We start from the raw sequence: 16929 nt of genomic DNA, 5'->3' as shown, positions 1-16929 counted from the left end.
GCGAGCCTCGGTGGCGGTGGGAAACGTCGCTCCCCACGCCACCGCGAGCACGATCGGGACCCGGACCGCCGTACTAGAAGGTGTCCGGCTTCTTCGGCACCACGCCCGCCGGCTGCGCCTTGAGCGCCGACGCCTTGGACGTGTCGGGCTTGGCCGCCGTCACCGGGATCGGCTTGAGCCGCGAGATGACGCGATCGGTCACGTTCAGCGACGAGTCGGCCGCCACGATCACGCTCGACTGCGCGCCGATGTCGAAGATGAAGGAGTAGCCATCTTCCTTGCGTAGCGCGTCGAGCACTTCGCGAATCTGCGCCATCATCGGCTGCACCAGCTCGTTCTGGCGCTGTTGCATCTGCACGTCGAGCAGGCGCGCGGCATTCTCGAACGACTGCTGCTTGTCGCGGATCTCCTTCTCGCGCAATTCGCGCGTCACCGCGGTCAGCGTCGGCGCCGCCTTCTGGTAGGCCGACGCCATCGCCTCCAGCGTGTCCTGCATCTTCTTGATCTTCACCTGCGCGGCGTCGTACTCCTTCTGGAACGTGCTCTCGGCGGCCGCGCGCCCCGGCGCCTTGTCGAGCACCACGCGCGAATCGATGTACGCGAACTTCAGCCCGCTCGACTGGGCCGAGGCCGCGCCGGCTCCAATGGTCAGGAGCGCGAGGACGGTGAGGAAGGCGCGAACGCGAAACTGGAACATGAGGTCTCCGGTGCTGGAAGAACAGGTGCGGAAAGAGGAGAAGGTCCGGCCGGACGCGGGCGTCACTTCGGCGCCACGCGGCCATCCGGGGCCGTGAGCTACTGGAACATCTGCCCCAATCGGAAGTGGAGCTGCCACTTCGGCTTCTTGTTCCCCGACGCATCGAGGCGATCGAAGCCGTACGCATAGTCGAGCCCGAGGGGGCCCATGGGTGTCACGGTCGACGCGCTGATGCCCGCGCCGCGGAACAGCCGTGTCGGATCGAAGTCGCGCGGGTGCGCCCACACGTTGCCAGCGTCGTGGAACACCGCCAGGTACAACGCCTGGTTCACGCGCATCCCCACTTCGGCGGTCGTGCTGAAGAACGCCTTGCCGAACGACCCACGCTGCGCATTGAACGTGCTGGTCCCCGTCACGTAGCCGCTGGGCGAGATCGAGAACTCCTCGTAGCCGCGCAGGCGCTCGCCGTACTGCACGCCGCCTAACGCGAATTCCTGCGAGAAGAAGAACGGCCCGGTGTTGCCAAACACGGCCCCGCTGCGCGCGGTGAGCCCCGCCACGAACTTGATGGGCTGCGATCCCGGCTTCCCGCCCCCCAACTGCCACAACGGGGCAAAGGCGCTCGCGTCGGCGGTGTAGCGCTGGAACGACGACGTCCCCCCGAGGATCCCCCCGTTGAAGTTGGCCGAGACGTTGTACTGCGCCCCGGCCGTCGGGAACGGCAGGTCGATGCGCGTGTCGCGCGTGAGCGAGGCGCCAAGCGTCGAACGGAATGACTTGCTGCCATAATCCGTCCGGAAGTCGCCCAGCAGCCCCTGCGTCCCGAACTTCACGTTCTCCGCGCCATACGAGAGGAAGACGCGCGTGTACGGCGAGTGCGGCAGCGGCACGCCGAATTGCAGCTGTGCCCCCGTGCGCAGCGATCTCCCGAGGTCGGCAATGTAGTACCGCTGCAGCGAGCGGTAGACCGAGACCGTCCCCGACACCAGCGACTGCTTCACGCGCGGGTCGGAGTACGACAGGTTGAAGTCGTTGATGTACCGCCCGAACTGCCACTGCACCGAGCCGCGCTTGCACTGCCCGAACAGGTTGGGCTGGTCGAGCCCGATGAAGCCGCCCACCCCCGTCCCCTGCCCCATCGACGCGCCAAAGTTCACGTTGCCGGTGCGCTTCTCCTTCACCCGGAAGACCACATCGACGTCGCCCCCCTCGTTGGCGGTGCGCGTGTCAGGCGGCGGGATGGGCGTCTCGAAGAAGCCGAGGTTCCCCAGGCTCTGCCACGAACGAATCAGCGCCTCCTGGTTGAACACCTGCCCCGGGAGGATCACCAACTGGTCGCGAATGCACGTTTCCTGTGTGTAGTCGTTGCCGAAGATCTCGATGCGATTGATGATCGCCGGCGTGCGCTCGTCCACTTCCCAGCGCAGGTCCACGTAGCGTGACGAGTCGGGCATCACGCGGCGCTCCACCACGGGGCGCACGTTGGCGTAGATGTACCCCTCGGTCGCGTACGCCGTCGAGATTTTCTGGCGCGCATCGTCCCACGCCGCCTGGTCGAAGATCCCCTTGGGCGTCGGTGAACGACGCTTGAGGAAGTCGGTCACGCGCGCCATGACGGGGCGCGACTGCTCACCAAACGGGTAGAAGCGCGCCAGGTCCTCGCTCGAGAAGTGCTTGTTCCCCGTCACCTCGAAGTCGCCCACCTTGTATCGCGCCCCTTCCTCCACGGCGAGGTCCACCAGCGCCTTGCCGCGCTGGCGATCGATGATGAGCGTGTCCTTCGCCACGCGAAAATCGATGAAGCCGCGCCTGGCGTACAACGCCGGGATCCGCTCTGCGAGGTCGCCCGCGTAGTTGTCCTCGTTGAACTCGCCCTTCTTCCAGAAGAAGAAACCCTCGGGGCGCGTCTTCATCGCGCCTACCACTTCACTCGGCTTGAGGCTGTGGCTCCCCGCCACGCGGACGCCGGAGACCGCCAACCGTCGCCCTTCATCGATCTTGAAGAAGAGGCGCACTCCCTCGTCACCTACCAGTTGGCTGTCGACCGTGACCTTGGCCAGGTAATAACCGCTCTTCTCGTACAGCGAGTCGATGCGATGCACAGCCAGCGCCACCGCCGACGGATCGAGCGGCTTGTTGTAGCCGAGGTCGATCTTGTCGCGCACGCTGCGCCCTGAAAGCTGTTGCACGCCCTGAACGTCGGTCTCCGCGAGGAGCGGACGCTCCTTCACCTCGATGGCCAGCGTGGCGAAGTTGCGCCCATCGTCGAGGTCGCAGGTGATCGCCACGCGTTCATACTGCCCGGATTGGTAGAGCGCCTTGATGGCACGCTGCACGGCCTTGTAGTTCAGCTGGGTTCCCGCCAGCAAGCCGGTCTCGGTAATGACGTCGTTTGTCGTCACGCGCTTGTTCCCCCGAACCGTGATGGAATCCGGGGTGGTGCATCGACCCTGTGTGGCAGCATCCTGGGCCGACGCCACCCGCACGAACGGGGCGATCAGGCCGAGCGCGAGGAGCGCAAACAGCTTCCGTGACATAGCCGACTAATATACACAAAGGGAACGACCGGGTTCAGGGTGAACCCGGCCGTTCTTTTTGTCACCTTGGCCGCGAAATCGGCTTACCCGACTTCGCCTCCCATTTCCCCGTCAGGCCTTCGAGGCGGGGTTGCTCAGGACTTTGAAGGCCAGCTTCTGGCCGTCCTCGGCAAGGTCGACCTCGATCTCGTCCCCCTTGGCGAACTCGCCCAGGAGGATCTTCTCCGACAGCGGGTCCTCGATGTAGCGCTGGATTGCCCGCTTGAGCGGACGCGCCCCGTACTGCTCGTCGTACCCGTTTCGCGCCAGGAAGTCCGAGGCGGCGTCGCTGAGCTTGATCGACAGCTCGCCCTCCGACATCCGCTTCTGCACGTCCCGGAGCATGATCCCCACGATCTGGGCGATGTGCTCCTTCTGGAGCGGATGGAAGACGATCACGTCGTCCAGCCGGTTGAGGAACTCGGGGTTGAACGTGTGCTGCAGCTCCTCCTTCACCTTCTCCGACATCCGCTCGAACGAGGCCTTGAAGTCGGGAGCGGTGAAGCCCAGCGACTTGTTCTTGGCCACGTCCTTGGCGCCGACGTTCGAGGTCATGATCACGACGGTGTTCTTGAAGTCGATCACGCGCCCGTAGTTGTCGGTCAGGTGTCCTTCGTCGAGTACCTGGAGCAGGATGTTGAAGACGTCGGGGTGCGCCTTCTCGATCTCGTCCAGCAGGACCACGCTGTACGGCTTCCGCCGGATGGCCTTGGTCAGCGTCCCGGAATCTTCATAGCCCACGTAGCCCGGAGGCGCACCGATCAGGCGAGACACGGAGAACTTCTCCATGTACTCGCTCATGTCGACCCGGATCAGCGCCGAGGCGTCGGCGAACAGGAACTTGGCCAGCGAGCGCGCCAGCTCCGTCTTCCCGACCCCCGTGGGGCCGCAGAAGATGAACGAGCCGATCGGGCGCTTGGGATCCTTGAGCCCGGCCCGGCTGCGGCGAATGGAGCGGGCGATCGCCTTGATCGCCTCCTCCTGCGCCACGACCGATTCGTGCAGCTCCTCCTCCATGCGTAGCAGGCGCGACGACTCCGCCTCCTGCAGGCGCGTGACCGGGATCCCCGTCCAGCGGCTGACGATGAAGGCGACTTCCTCCTCACCCAGCACCGGGCGGTGCGACTGGCGCCGCTTCTCCCACTCGTCCTGCTTCTTGCGGATCTCGCCCTGCAGTTCGCGCTCCGTGTCACGGAGCGATGCCGCCCGCTCGAAGTTCTGGTCGCGGACCGAGGTCTCCTTTTCCGTGTTCACGCGCTCGAGCTCTTCCTTGAGCTTCGCCACCTCCGGCGGTGGAACCTGCGCCGCCAGCCGCGCACGCGCCCCCGCCTCGTCGATCACGTCGATCGCCTTGTCGGGGAGGAAGCGGTCGGTGATGTAGCGCTCGGAGAGCTTGGCCGCCGACACGAGCGTGTCGTCGGGGATGATCACGCGGTGGTGGTCCTCGTACTTCTTCTTCAGCCCCTGGAGGATCTGCACCGTCTCCTCGATGGAGGGCGGGTCGACCACCACGGTCTGGAAGCGACGCTCGAGGGCGCCGTCCTTCTCGATGTACTTGCGGTACTCGTTGAGCGTGGACGCGCCCACGCATTGCAGCTCGCCGCGCGCAAGTGCCGGCTTGAGCATGTTGGAGGCATCGATGGCCCCTTCGGCGGCGCCCGCCCCAACCAGCGTGTGCAGCTCGTCGATGAACAGGATCACGTTCTTGTTCTGGGCGATCTCGTTCATGACGGCCTTGAGGCGTTCCTCGAACTGGCCGCGATACTTCGTCCCCGCGATCACCGCCGCCATGTCGAGCGACAGGACGCGATGGTCACGCAGCGCGTCCGGACACTCGCCCGTCGCGATGAGCTGCGCGAGCCCCTCGACGATCGCCGTCTTGCCAACGCCCGGCTCGCCGATGAGGACCGGGTTGTTCTTCTTGCGGCGCGTGAGGATCTCCATCACGCGCTCGATTTCCTTGGCGCGCCCGATGGTGGGATCGAGCTGCTGCTCCGACGCCAACTGCGTGAGGTCACGGCAAAAGTGGTCGAGCGCCGGCGTCTTGGACTTCTTCTCGCCCTTGGGCGGCGCTGCAGCTGGCGGCGTGTTGCCGGGCTGCGGCTCCTTCCCCCCGCCCGGCTGCGGCATCTCGGTGCCGAGCAGGCGCAACGTCTCGGCGCGCGCGGCATCGAGGTTCACGCCGGCGTCGGTGAGCACCTGCGCGGCGATCCCCTTCTCCTCGCGCAGAAGCCCCAGCAGCAGATGCTCGGTCCCGACGTACGAGTGATTGAGTTCGCGCGCCTCGCTCATGGCCAGTTCCAGCACCTTCTTGGCGCGCGAAGTGTACGGGAGGTCAGGCCCGGTCGTCTGCGCCGCCTTTCCCTTCTTGACCGTCTCCTCGATCTTCTGCTGGATCTCGTCGAGGTCGACGTTGAGGTTCTGCAGGACGGCCGCCGCGACTCCCTCGCCTTCGCGAATGAGCCCGAGCAGGATGTGCTCCGTTCCCACGTACTCGTGGTGCAGGCGCTGCGCCTCCTCCCGCGCCATCTGGAGGACCTTGCGCACTCGCTCGGTGAAGTTATAGCCGTTCATGAGTCCCTCAGCTCGGTTCCCGTTGTGCCGTTAGGCAACCGGGTCCGCCTCGGCTTCGAGCGCCTGCCGCACGTAGCGCGCTCGCGCCACATTGGCTTCGCTCTCGGTCAGCGCGCGCCCTTCCGCATATGCCAGGTGCGCACTCTGGCAGAAAATCAGGAGCTTGTTGAGCGTGTATACACTGAGCCCATTGATCAGTTTCAGCCCCACCGCCAGCCGCACGCCGCTGAGGTAATTCATCGCCTCGTCGAACGTGAGGCTCCGCGCGAAGCGAAGCGTCCCGTAGGCCCGCCACAGCTTGTCCTCAATAATATACCCCGCATCCCGCCACAGCACGCGCCGTGCCTCGTGCTCGCGCTGGATCACGTGCCGCACCACCCGCACCAGGTGATCGGCCAGTTCCTCCTCCGTCCGGCCCAGTGTCGTCTGGTTCGAAATCTGGAAGAAGTTGCCGACCACCTCGCTCCCCTCGCCGTACAGCCCACGATAGGTCAACCCCATCGTCTGCAGCCCGGCCAGAACCTTGGCGATCTCCTTGGTCAAGACGAGCCCCGGCAAGTGAATGAGCACGGAGGCGCGCATTCCGGTTCCCGTGTTGGTCGGGCACGCGGTCAGGAAGCCGAAGTCGTCGTGGTACGCGTACGGAAGCCGGGCCCCGAGTTCGCGGTCCAGGCGCTCGATGACCGAGAGCGTCCTGGCTACCTCCAACCCGCTGCGCAACGCCTGGAGACGCAAGTGATCCTCCTCGTTCACCATCACGCCCACCCCCTCGCCCAGCACCACCGCCGAGCCCCCGCGCAACGGCTGCGCACTCTCCAGCCCCGCCAGTTCCTTGCTCACCAGGTGGCGCTCGTGCAGCAACTGGCGATCGTTAGGCGCCATCTCATCCACCCGTAGCACCACGCCCCCCTTGAGCGCCGGCACGTGCGGCATGGCGTCACGCACCTGCTGCAGCACGCGCAGCCGCTCCCCCTCGCGCGCGCGCCCCGTGAAGGCATAGCCCTCCACGTTGCGCGCCAGGCGAATGCGGGTCGACAGGACGACGTCGGCGTGCTCGCCCGATCCGTCCAGCCACCCCATCCCGCCATCCGGCAACAGTGCGAGGTCCAGCATCACTCGGCATCCCGGATCTGGTCGCGCAGCGTCGCCGCCACCTCGAACTCCTCGTGCTCGATGGCGCGCCGCAGGCGGTCGCGCAGTTCACCGATCGTCGTCGCCTTCTCCAGCACGTCGACCGCCGGCGGGACATAGCGCCGCCCCACGTGCGTCGCGCTCCCTTGCACCCGGCGGAGCAGCTCGCGCAAGCTCTGCTCAAACGTGGCGTAGCAGCGAGAACAGCCGAGGCGCCCCGTCGCGCGGAAGTCGCGCAGGGTCATCGCGCAATACGTGCATCGCACCGCGTCGGCCTGGGCCGCGCTCGCCTGCTGCTGCACCGCCTGCAAGAACTCTCCGATGACGTGCTTGGGTGACGTCGTGACGGTCGACTCGATCCCCTGCTCGGCCGCGCACTTCGCGCACAAATGACGTTGCGTCACCTCCCCCCCGGCAGCCTGGGTCAGGTGAACGCTCGCATCGCGCTCGCGGCACTCGTCGCAGAGCATCAAGCAACCACTCCTCTCACGTCAGTTTCGGCCAGCACCCCATCCTCCAACAGGAGCACGCGGTCGGCGCGCGTCGCCAGCGACCGGTTGTGCGTGACCACCACCATCCCAATCTCCAGGTCGCGCCCCAGCTCCGCCAAGAGGTCGTGCAGCCGCTCGGCGCTCCCATGATCCAGGTTCCCCGAGGGCTCATCCGCCAGCAGGAGGACCGGATCCATCGCCAGCGACCGCGCCACCGCCGTCCGCTGTTGCTCGCCCCCCGACAACTCCGAGGGACGATGGTGCATGCGACCGCTCAGCCCGACGCGCGACAGCAGCTCCTCGGCGCGGCTCCTCGCCGTCCGCACGTCCCGTCCCGCGATGCGGGCGGGCATCATCACGTTCTCCAGCGCTGTGAACTCCCGCAGCAGGTGATGGAACTGGAAGACGAACCCCACCTTGTGGTTGCGAATGGTCGCCAGCTCCTCGTCCGAGCGACCGTCGAGCGATTCGCCGTCCACGACGACTCGCCCCTTGGTGGGCCGGTCCAGCGCCCCCAGGACATGCAGGAGCGTGCTCTTCCCTGCCCCCGACGTCCCCACGATGGCAATCATCTCACCGCGCTTCACGGCCAGATGAACCCCGTTGAGGATGTGCAGGATTCCGCCATCGCCCCCGCGGTACGACTTGACGATTCCCTCGCCAACTAGCACGGACATCCGTTCTCGCCCTCGTGGCAGCGACTGGATTTGTTGCGCAAGGACGCCTCCGCGGGATGTGTCGCCCCGATAGGCGACCCCCGCGTGCCTCACGCTCGCACGCACCCCTCCACGTACACAACTAGCCCGATCGGGCGAGACCCGGTTCCCGCCGGCTCTGCCGCGTCACCGGGCCGGCGCGCCAAGCGCGGCGCACCTGACGCGGCTACTCGTGCCGGATCGCCTCGATCGGATACAGCTTCGCGGCCTGCTGCGCCGGGTAGAGCGTCGCCAGGCCGGCAATCAGGACCGACGCCAGCACGGTGAGCAGGACGTCGGTCCACTCGGTGGTGACCGGGAGATGGTCGATGAAATAGATGGCCGGGTCGAGCTTGATGATCTTGTACTTCCCCACCGCGACCGAGACGATCAGTCCCAGGCAGAGCCCCAGCATTGTCCCTGCCACGCCGATCACCAGCCCCTGCGTAAGAAAGACCCTTCGAACCGACTTCGCCGTCATCCCCATCGCCTTGAGGATCCCGATTTCGCGCGTCTTGTCGGCGACCACCATCGTCAGGTTGCTCACGATGTTGAACGCCGCGACAACGACGATGAGGAGGAGGATGACCCCCATGCCGAGCTTCTCGAGCTTGAGCGCCTGGAAGAGCGACGAGTTCTGCTCCTGCCAATCGACGGTTCGATAGGGAAAGCCCAGGCGTTGGGCGAGCACGGGCGCGATCTCGGGGGCACTCCAGCGATCGGTCGTCTTCACCTCGAGCCCGGTGACCGCGCCCTCGAGCCCCGCAATGTCCTGCGCCGCCGCCAGCGACATGAAGACGTAGGCATTGTCGTACTCGTACATCCCGGTCTCGAAGGTCCCGGTAACCTCGAAGCGAACCGGGCGCGGGACAAACGTCCCCGTGGCGCGGTTCACCTTGGTCCCCGAGATCGTCATGATCGTGATCGTGTCGCCCGGGTATGCGTTGAGACGCGAGGCGAGGATCTTTCCCAGCACGACGCCGCGCTGCAGTCCGTCCGACGAGGCAAAGCGGAAGTCGCCCTGGATCGCATGATGCCGGATGCTCGTCACGTCGATCGCGTCGCGCGACTGCGGCTCGATGCCCGAGACGTACGCCCCTTCCACGTAGTCGTGTCCCGTGCTCAGCAGCCCCTGCGTGAGGACGAACGGCGCCACCGCGGTGACCCCGGGCTCCTTCTTCACCCGCGCCATCACCGACTGCCAGTCGTTGATCGTGAGGTCCTCGCCGTAGCTCAGCACGCGAATGTCGGGCGAGCCGATGAGGATCTTCTCGCGCAGGTCTCGCTGCAGTCCGTTCATCACCCCCATGACGACGATCAGCGCGCTGACGCCCACGATCACGCCGCCGATGGCGATCACGCTAATGAAGGACAGCAGCTTGCTCCCGCGCCGGCTGCGCAGGTATCGCCAGGCGATGTCGAACTCGATCCCGCTCATTCGGGGCGCATCGTGGGAAAGAGGATCACGTCGCGGATGTTGGCCGACGACGAGAGGTACATGAACAATCGGTCCATCCCGATCCCAACGCCACCCATCGGCGGCATTCCGTACTCCATCGCGCGCAAATAGTCCTCGTCGACGCCGCTCGCCTCCTCGTCGCCCTCCGCCTTGAGCCGCGCCTGCGCCTCGAAGCGGCGGCGCTGGTCGAGCGGGTCGTTGAGCTCGCTGAAGGCGTTCGCCAATTCCTTTCCCTTGGCGAACAGCTCGAAGCGCTCGGTGAGTCCTTCCACGCCACGCTTGGGCTTGGCGAGCGGCGAAAGCTCAACCGGGTAGTCCACCACGAAGGTCGGCGCGTCGATCCGTGACTCCACCAGCGCCTGGAACATCTCGTCCAGCAGCTTGGGGCGGGAGAGCGACTCCACCTTGTGGACGCCGATCCGGTGCGCCATCTGCCGCAGCGACGCGAGGTCGGCCCTCATGCAATCGGCGCCCAGCGCCTGGTTGAGCGACGGGACCCACTCGATGCGCGGAAAGGGCGGCGTGAAGCGCGGGACGTCGACGCACCCCTCGTCCGTCAGCAGCAATCGCTCCTCCGCACCGACCGCGTCCGGCGACAGCACCCCCCGCACCGCATCCGAGGCGCGAATGAGCAGCGACTCCACGCGCCCCATCATCACGGTGTAGTCGGCATACGCCTCGTAGAACTCGAGCATCGTGAACTCCGGATTGTGCGTCCGGTCGATCCCCTCGTTCCGGAAGTCGTGGCCGATCTCGTACACGCGGTCGAGCCCGCCCACCACCAGGCGCTTGAGGTACAGCTCGTCGGCAATCCGCAGGTAGAGCGGCATGTCGAGCGCGTTGTGGTGCGTGGTGAACGGGCGCGCCGCCGCGCCGCCGTACAGCGGCTGCAACACGGGCGTCTCCACCTCGAGATAGCCCAGCGCGTCCAGCGCGCGGCGCACCTCGGTGATCATCCGCGAGCGGGCCACGAAGCGGCGCCGCACGTCGGCGTTCACCGCCAGGTCGGCGTAGCGCTGGCGATAGCGCATCTCCGGGTCGGCAAAGCCGGAATGCCGCACGACCTTCCCGTCCACGATCTCGTCCTTGCCGTACGGGAGCGGGCGCAGCGACTTCGCGAGCATCGTGGCGCGTGCGACCTTCACCGTCGTCTCGCCCGTGCGTGTGCGGAACAGCGTCCCGTCCACGCCGATGATGTCGCCGATGTCGAACAACGCCAACTGGGCGAAGACCTCCTCGCCCAGTTCGTCCTTGCGGAAGTACACCTGCAGGCGCGAGTGCGTGTCGGCCACGTGCCCGAAAATCGTCTTGCCGTGCGGGCGCCAGGCCACGATGCGGCCGGCCACCGCCACGCGCGGCCCCTCCTCCTCACCGGCCGGCAGGGCGCGCAGCGCCTGCACGGTGTCGTGCGTCGCGTCAAATCCGTACGCGAAGGGCGCCACGCCTAACGACTCGAGCTGCGCCAGCTTCTCGCGCCGGGCCTTCAGGACAAAGTTGAGGTCCTCGCTCATGCCATCTCCGAGGCGCCCGGCGCGCCGGCGCCAAATTGCTTGAGGTACGCCTCGATGAACGCGTCGATGTCGCCGTCCATGATGCGCTGCACATCGGGGATCTTCAGTTCGGTGCGGTGGTCGTTCACCATGGTGTACGGCTGGAAGACGTAGCTGCGAATCTGGCTCCCGAAGGACACGTCGGACTTGGTGGCGTCGAGCTTGGCCTTCGCGGCCGCCTGCTTGTCTGCCTCGATCTGGTAGAGCCTGTTCTTCAGCTGCTTCATCGCCGTCGCCTTGTTCTTGAACTGCGATCGCTCCTGCTGCGACGAGACGACGACACCGCTCGGAATGTGCGTCAGGCGCACCGCCGAACTTGTCTTGTTGACGTGCTGACCGCCCGCTCCGCTGGCCCGGAAGACGTCCATCTTGATGTCCTCCTCGCGGATCTCGATGTTGATCTCCTCGTCCACCACGGGATAGACGAAGACCGAGGCAAAGCTCGTGTGCCGGCGGGCGTTGGAGTCGAACGGCGAGATGCGCACCAGGCGGTGGACCCCAGTCTCCGGACGCAGGAAGCCGTACGCATACTGCCCCTTGATCTCGACCACCGCTCCCTTGATCCCCGCCTCCTCGCCCTCCGACATGTCGAGGATCTCGATCGAGAACCCGTGACGCTCGGCCCAGCGCGTGTACATGCGCAGGAGCATCTGCGCCCAGTCCATCGCTTCCGTCCCGCCCGCCCCCGCCGCGATCTCCACTTGCGCGTCGCGGAAGTCGTCGGGCCCCTGCAGCAGCGACCGAAGCTCGTACTCCCGCAGCGACGACTCGATCGACGACGTCTCCTGGTCGAGGTCTCGCCGCATCTCGTCATCGGGCTCCGCCTCCAACAGCTCGTCGAGTTCGGCCGCGCTGCGCACGCGTCCCTCGATCCGGTCGAATGGCTCGATCCACCCCTTGAGCGCCTTGACCCGCTGCACCACGTCGCGCGCGCGCTCCTGGTCGTCCCAGAATCCGGCGCCTGTCATCTGGTGCTCGAGCGCCGTTAGGCTCTCGCGCTTGCCGGCGAGGTCAAAGATACCTCCGCAGCTCGGTCAACCGCTCGTCATATCCGGCGAGGGTGCGCGCGCGTTCGGTGTCGGCCATCGGTGTGTGCTCTCCGCGAGTCCGCATGTAAGTCGAGCCGCCCTCCCCTGCGGAGAACGGCCCGTCCGGTGTTCGCCTTGCTGCGTTCGGAAGATAGTGGCCTCCGCTCCGGCGTTCTACCCCGCGCGACGCCACCCCTGCCCTAGAACAGCCGCTTCCCCCCGGCCAGCACGTCGTTCAGCGCTTCCTGGAAGTGCGTCGTGCTCTCGGCGAACTCGCGCCCCACCTGCTCCACGTATTCCTCGTAGCTCTTCTTGATCTCCTCGCGAAAGAGCTGCTTGAGCGTCCCCGCGCGCGAGCCTTCCTCTCGCTTCTGCGGATGGTACGCCACCATGTCCGACACCAGCGCGCGCGCGAGGCGACGCGCCTTCTGGTTCGGATCGTTGGACAAGAACGGGTTGATCGGCCGCCGAGGCGTCGATTGCGCGGGAGACGCGGGAGACGCGGGCGCGGCGGGCGACGTCAACGACGCAGACGCCCCTGGCGCTGGCGAAACAGGCGCCGCTGCCGCGGGAGGAACCGGCGCCGGCGCGCTCTCGGCAGGGACCGGCGCAGGTGCATACGGCACCGCGGAATCCGGAGTCGACACGAGCGGCGCCGCGGGGATGCTCGCCGGTGCGAACGGCGGAACCGCCACGCGAGGCACCGCAGGAGGGCCCACGAGCGGCGCGCCGAGTGCGGGCGTCACTGGCGTCGGACGGCGAGACGGCACAAAGGGCGGAACCGCGCCGCTGGCGCCTAACGCTTCCCGTCCCTCCCGCGCCGGTGCCACGCGCGCATCCGGCGCAACACGAACGTCCGGCGCGACAGGCGGCGTCGGTGCGCGCTCTGACGGGATCGCCGCCAACGGCGCGACATCGCGCACGGACGCAGCGCCGGCGGCGTTCGAAGTGGCCGCATGGGCCGCACTGGCCGCACTGGCCGCATCGCGAACGTCGGCGGCCGGCGGCGCGGCGGCACTCGTCGGTGCGTCAGCTGCAACAATCGGCGGCGCGTACGGCGTTGCGGCTGACGACTCCCGCTCGGCGCGTGCGGGTATCGCTTCAGGCGCGCGCGCCGTGGAGCTCGGGAACTCGTCCGCCCACCGAACGCTCGCACCAACCGGAATCAGGCCGCCGCAAATCGAGCACCGCGCACGGAGGTTGGCACCCGTCACCTTGGCGGGATCGACGCGAAATACGGAGTGGCAATCCGGGCACGAGACGTTCATGACTCGTCAATCACGCTGATGGTTCGCTGCGGACGGGGGGGCGTCACCTCACCTCCAGGCGCGACCGCGTCCGTCCGACGATCCACAGTATATACCGACCCGGCAAGCGTCTTGGCATACCCCTTCATCTCGGTCGCCAGTTCCGCCACCTGCGCCGCCGTCTGGAACGTGCGGCGCTCGTTCGTCACCACCCCGATCGAGAGCGTCATGAGCGGCACGCGGTGCAACTGTCCGCGCCGGTCCTTCCCGAAAAAGTAGCCGGCGCGCCGATCCTGCTCCGAGTACTGGTACGGCACCAGCATGTCGAAGACCGTCACGATCTCCGTGCAGATGTCGTTCAGCTCCGACGCCGGAATGATGAAGATGAAATCGTCGCCGCCAATGTGCCCCACGAAGCCGCGCTCGCCGCACATCCCCTTCACGACGTCGTGCAGCAGCTTGGCCAGCAGCCGGATGACACGGTCGCCATCGTAGTAGCTGTAGCGGTCGTTGTACTCCTTGAAGTGATCGAGGTCGGCGTAACACACGGCGAACAGCTCGCGCCGCCCCATGCGCCGCGCGATCTCGCCCTCGATCTCGACCGTCCCGGGGAGGCGCGTCGACGGATGCACGTACACGTCGCGGTCAGAGCGACGAAGGAGGAGGTCGAGGCGCTGCACGATCTCCAGCTCCGACACATTGGCGCGGAGAATCTCGTCGGCGCCGGCGGCCAGCGCGCTCTCGAACGCCCCTGCCTGTCCCCCCACGAGCACGACCGCCGGCACGATCCCCGTGAACGAGTCCGACTTGAGGCGCCGGCACGCATCCCACAGCTCGGCGTCCGCCGCTTCAACTCGTGCGTCGAAGACGACCAGGCGGGGGCGACTCCTCAGTGCGATAGACAGCAGTTCGTCACCCGTCGCGACCTCGCCGAGGGCAAACTCCCGGTCCCGCACCCACGTCGCCACTGCCGCGGGGAGCTTCTCTCCTCGCGGGGCGAACAGCATCGCGGTTGGGAGCGGCACGCTAGAGGCGGGGTGAGCGGGTCGGGCGCAAGATACCCGGCGGGGGAGGTCTCGTCAAAGCGGGCAAATCCTTGTGTCGTCGCACCTTCCGTCTCGCGTCGACCTTCGACAGCACGCCGGGATCGTTCAGTCGTCTCGTCCGACCCCTCACCGTCCAGACGATCTGCCTCGCGTTCGGTGACAGACGCGTCGTCCCGCTCCCGACGCGTTCGGCGGGCGTCCGTGGGCTCGTCGTCCCCGTCAGCGATCGATCAGAACGAGAGACGGAGCGAAAGATAGGTCGGCGCCTGCCCCGCGTCTGCCGAGAGCCCGGCAAACACACGAGCGAAGTCGATGACGAGTCGCCGAGCAACGAAGCCGATGCCCAGCGTGGGCCCCCCCGACTCGGTGGATCCCGACGAGAAGACATAGCCGGCCCGAAGGAAGGCGGTCTTCTCCCATCCGAACTCAGCGCCAACACGAGGAAGCGGCTTCTCCAGCGGGAAGTCGTCCAGGACGTCAGCAGAGACTGTGACCTCGGCATCGTCCGCGTACTGCGAGGGAATCACGTATCGCGCCGATGCCCCCACCTGCAATCGCGTCGGGAGCGGGTCGGACTCTCCCGATTCGTCCGATGGCAACCGCACGCCGACATTCCGAACCGCGGCGCCTACAGTCACCGGGATCCGCGTCGGCAGCGCGAACTGTGCGCCGAAGTCGAGCGCGCTGGTCGAGGACTGGCTGGTGGGGAGCGATGGGCAGAGCCCCTCGCAGTCGAAGCGAAACTGGACGAGCTTGTAGGAGACGCCGGCTGTGAGGCGGCGCCTGATCGTCGTGGCGTAAGTGCCTATCACGGCAAGGTTTCGCGGAAGGATCTTACCTACCACGTTACCTTGGTTGTCCACCGCGGGGATATCGCCGCCGAAGTCGAGGATGTTGGCGCTTATGGCGAAGACGCCGAGCGGCGACGAGGCTGCGCTGACAGTCAGCGCCTCGCTCGTGCCAATCACGCTCTGCGAATGATGAAGCGCCGCGTCGCCGCGCCTGACGCCGGCAACGCCGGCGGGATTCCACCAGACGCCGTCGCCGGTCCCGCTCGCCGCCATCATCGCCTGCCCCATTCCCACGGCCCGCGCCGAGACGGGAAGGAGGAGGAAGAGGGCCGCCTGGTCTGCCGTCCCGCCCTGCGCCTGCGCGCGACGCGAGCCGAACAGCATCACGCACAGCGTCGCGATCTGCGCGGCGACGATCAGGACGTGGACGGCAGTCTGACGAAGGCGCCTAAGCGGGCGTCGCCTCATCAGTGAGCATGATGGGGATTCCGTCGCGGATCGGATAGCGGAGCTTGCACGCCGGACAGAGGAGTACCGCCTCCTCCTCGCGGTGTTCCAGCGCTCCCTTGCAGCGCGGGCAGACCAGGACAGCCAGCAACTTCGGGGAGAGCGTCACGACGTGGAATCCTCGGGAATCACGAAGCCGAACCGCTTGAGCGAGCGCTCGTTGCGCCGCCAGTTATCGAGCACTTTCACCCAGAGATCGAGAAAGACGCGCGCGCCCACGAGTGACTCGATCTTCGCGCGCGCCGCCGTTCCGATCGCGCGGATTCTCTCCCCCTCGCGCCCGATCACGATGTGCTTCTGGCTCTCGCGTTCGACGAACAGCACGGTGCGAATGTACACCGGATCGCTTTCCTCCCGGAACTCCTCTACCTCGCAGGCGATGCTGTATGGAACCTCGTCGTCGAGTTGCTCGAGCGCCGTCTCACGCACCAGTTCCTCCACGAAGAAGCGGAGATTCTGCGTGGCGATGTCCTCGCCGTCGTAGAGGAAGGGACTCTCCGGCAGGAAGGAGACCAGGCGTGCCTCGAGGGCGTCGATCCCATCGCCAGTGGACGCAGAGACGAAGAGCGCATCCGGGTTGGCGGCCTCCAGGCGTTGGCGCTGTTCGGCGGAGAGGAGGTCGGCCTTGTTGACCACGACCAGCACCGGGGCGCGCGGCGGGGCATCGAGGCGCGCGACCTCGATGAGCGGCTGGACGTCGCCGCGTGCACCATCCACGAGGTACGCGATGACGTCGGCGTCGTCGAGTGCGGCGAGCGCCTCGCTGCGCATCGCCTTGTGGAGGGCGTAGCGCGGATGGAGGAGTCCCGGCGTGTCGTGCACGATGATCTGGGCGTGCGGGCGCGTGAGGATCCCGACGACGCGCTTGCGCGTGGACTGCGGCTTGGGACTGGTGATCGCGAGCTTTTCGCCGACCAGCCGGTTGAGGAGGGTCGACTTTCCGGCGTTAGGGCGTCCGACGACGGTGACGATGCCAGCGCGAGTCATGATGGAAGGTACACCGAAAACAGAACGCGGGCCGCATGGGGATCCATGCGGCCCGCGAAGGGGTGCCGGCGACGGCCTACTCTCCCGCGATCTCTCGATCGGAGTACCATCGGCGCTGTAGGGCTTAACGACCGTGTTCGGAATGGGAAC

General features: G+C 66.8%; 14 protein-coding genes and 1 rRNA gene. All 15 read right to left on the bottom strand.

The annotated features are described in order from the left end of the window. Positions 1-73 precede the first annotated feature (73 nt). Positions 74-697: an OmpH family outer membrane protein gene (locus IT359_00075; protein ID MCC6927357.1), complete on the bottom strand. Its 624-nt coding sequence runs from the start codon at positions 695-697 to the stop codon at positions 74-76. 98 nt (positions 698-795) lie between these two features. Continuing rightward, positions 796-3234, bottom strand: coding sequence for an outer membrane protein assembly factor BamA (gene bamA / locus IT359_00070; protein MCC6927356.1), 2439 nt, complete (start codon positions 3232-3234; stop codon positions 796-798). A 111-nt stretch (positions 3235-3345) separates the two neighbouring features. Beyond that, positions 3346-5847, bottom strand: coding sequence for an ATP-dependent Clp protease ATP-binding subunit (locus tag IT359_00065; protein MCC6927355.1), 2502 nt, complete (start codon positions 5845-5847; stop codon positions 3346-3348). Positions 5848-5877: 30 nt separating this feature from the next. Continuing rightward, a complete protein-coding gene (locus IT359_00060) occupies positions 5878-6960 on the bottom strand; it encodes a protein arginine kinase (protein MCC6927354.1) in 1083 nt (360 codons plus the stop codon). Next, positions 6960-7451, bottom strand: a complete 492-nt coding sequence (locus IT359_00055; GenBank protein ID MCC6927353.1) for a UvrB/UvrC motif-containing protein — start codon at positions 7449-7451, stop codon at positions 6960-6962. Before IT359_00055 ends, IT359_00060 begins: the two co-directional genes overlap by 1 nt. Beyond that, entirely contained in the window at positions 7448-8146 is a 699-nt protein-coding gene (locus tag IT359_00050; protein ID MCC6927352.1) for an ABC transporter ATP-binding protein, read from the bottom strand. The genes IT359_00055 and IT359_00050 overlap by 4 nt, the downstream gene beginning before the upstream one ends. Positions 8147-8351: 205 nt before the next feature. Continuing rightward, entirely contained in the window at positions 8352-9602 is a 1251-nt protein-coding gene (locus IT359_00045; GenBank protein MCC6927351.1) for an ABC transporter permease, read from the bottom strand. Beyond that, positions 9599-11134: a lysine--tRNA ligase gene (gene lysS, locus IT359_00040; protein MCC6927350.1), complete on the bottom strand. Its 1536-nt coding sequence runs from the start codon at positions 11132-11134 to the stop codon at positions 9599-9601. Before lysS ends, IT359_00045 begins: the two co-directional genes overlap by 4 nt. After that, positions 11131-12192: a peptide chain release factor 2 gene (prfB, locus tag IT359_00035; protein MCC6927349.1), complete on the bottom strand. Its 1062-nt coding sequence runs from the start codon at positions 12190-12192 to the stop codon at positions 11131-11133. Before prfB ends, lysS begins: the two co-directional genes overlap by 4 nt. A gap of 209 nt (positions 12193-12401) precedes the next feature. Further along, positions 12402-13469 carry a zinc-ribbon domain-containing protein gene (locus tag IT359_00030; protein MCC6927348.1) on the bottom strand — a complete coding sequence of 356 codons (1068 nt, stop codon included), beginning with the start codon at positions 13467-13469 and terminating at the stop codon, positions 12402-12404. Then, the gene (locus IT359_00025) at positions 13466-14473 is read right to left on the bottom strand and encodes a diguanylate cyclase (protein ID MCC6927347.1); all 1008 of its coding nucleotides are present in this window, start codon (positions 14471-14473) and stop codon (positions 13466-13468) included. The genes IT359_00030 and IT359_00025 overlap by 4 nt, the downstream gene beginning before the upstream one ends. Before the next feature lie 251 nt (positions 14474-14724). Further along, positions 14725-15753 carry a PorV/PorQ family protein gene (locus IT359_00020; protein ID MCC6927346.1) on the bottom strand — a complete coding sequence of 343 codons (1029 nt, stop codon included), beginning with the start codon at positions 15751-15753 and terminating at the stop codon, positions 14725-14727. Next, the gene (locus tag IT359_00015) at positions 15734-15901 is read right to left on the bottom strand and encodes a Trm112 family protein (GenBank protein ID MCC6927345.1); all 168 of its coding nucleotides are present in this window, start codon (positions 15899-15901) and stop codon (positions 15734-15736) included. The genes IT359_00020 and IT359_00015 overlap by 20 nt, the downstream gene beginning before the upstream one ends. Next, a complete protein-coding gene (gene era, locus IT359_00010) occupies positions 15898-16779 on the bottom strand; it encodes a GTPase Era (GenBank protein ID MCC6927344.1) in 882 nt (293 codons plus the stop codon). Before era ends, IT359_00015 begins: the two co-directional genes overlap by 4 nt. A 63-nt stretch (positions 16780-16842) precedes the next feature. After that, a 5S ribosomal RNA gene (gene rrf, locus IT359_00005) occupies positions 16843-16929 on the bottom strand; the annotation flags it as partial.

The organism is Gemmatimonadaceae bacterium, from assembly GCA_020852815.1.
In the GTDB taxonomy this organism is placed as follows: domain Bacteria; phylum Gemmatimonadota; class Gemmatimonadetes; order Gemmatimonadales; family Gemmatimonadaceae; genus SCN-70-22.
Note: the sequence above shows the minus strand (reverse complement) of the source record. Positions and strands in the feature narration are given on the sequence as shown.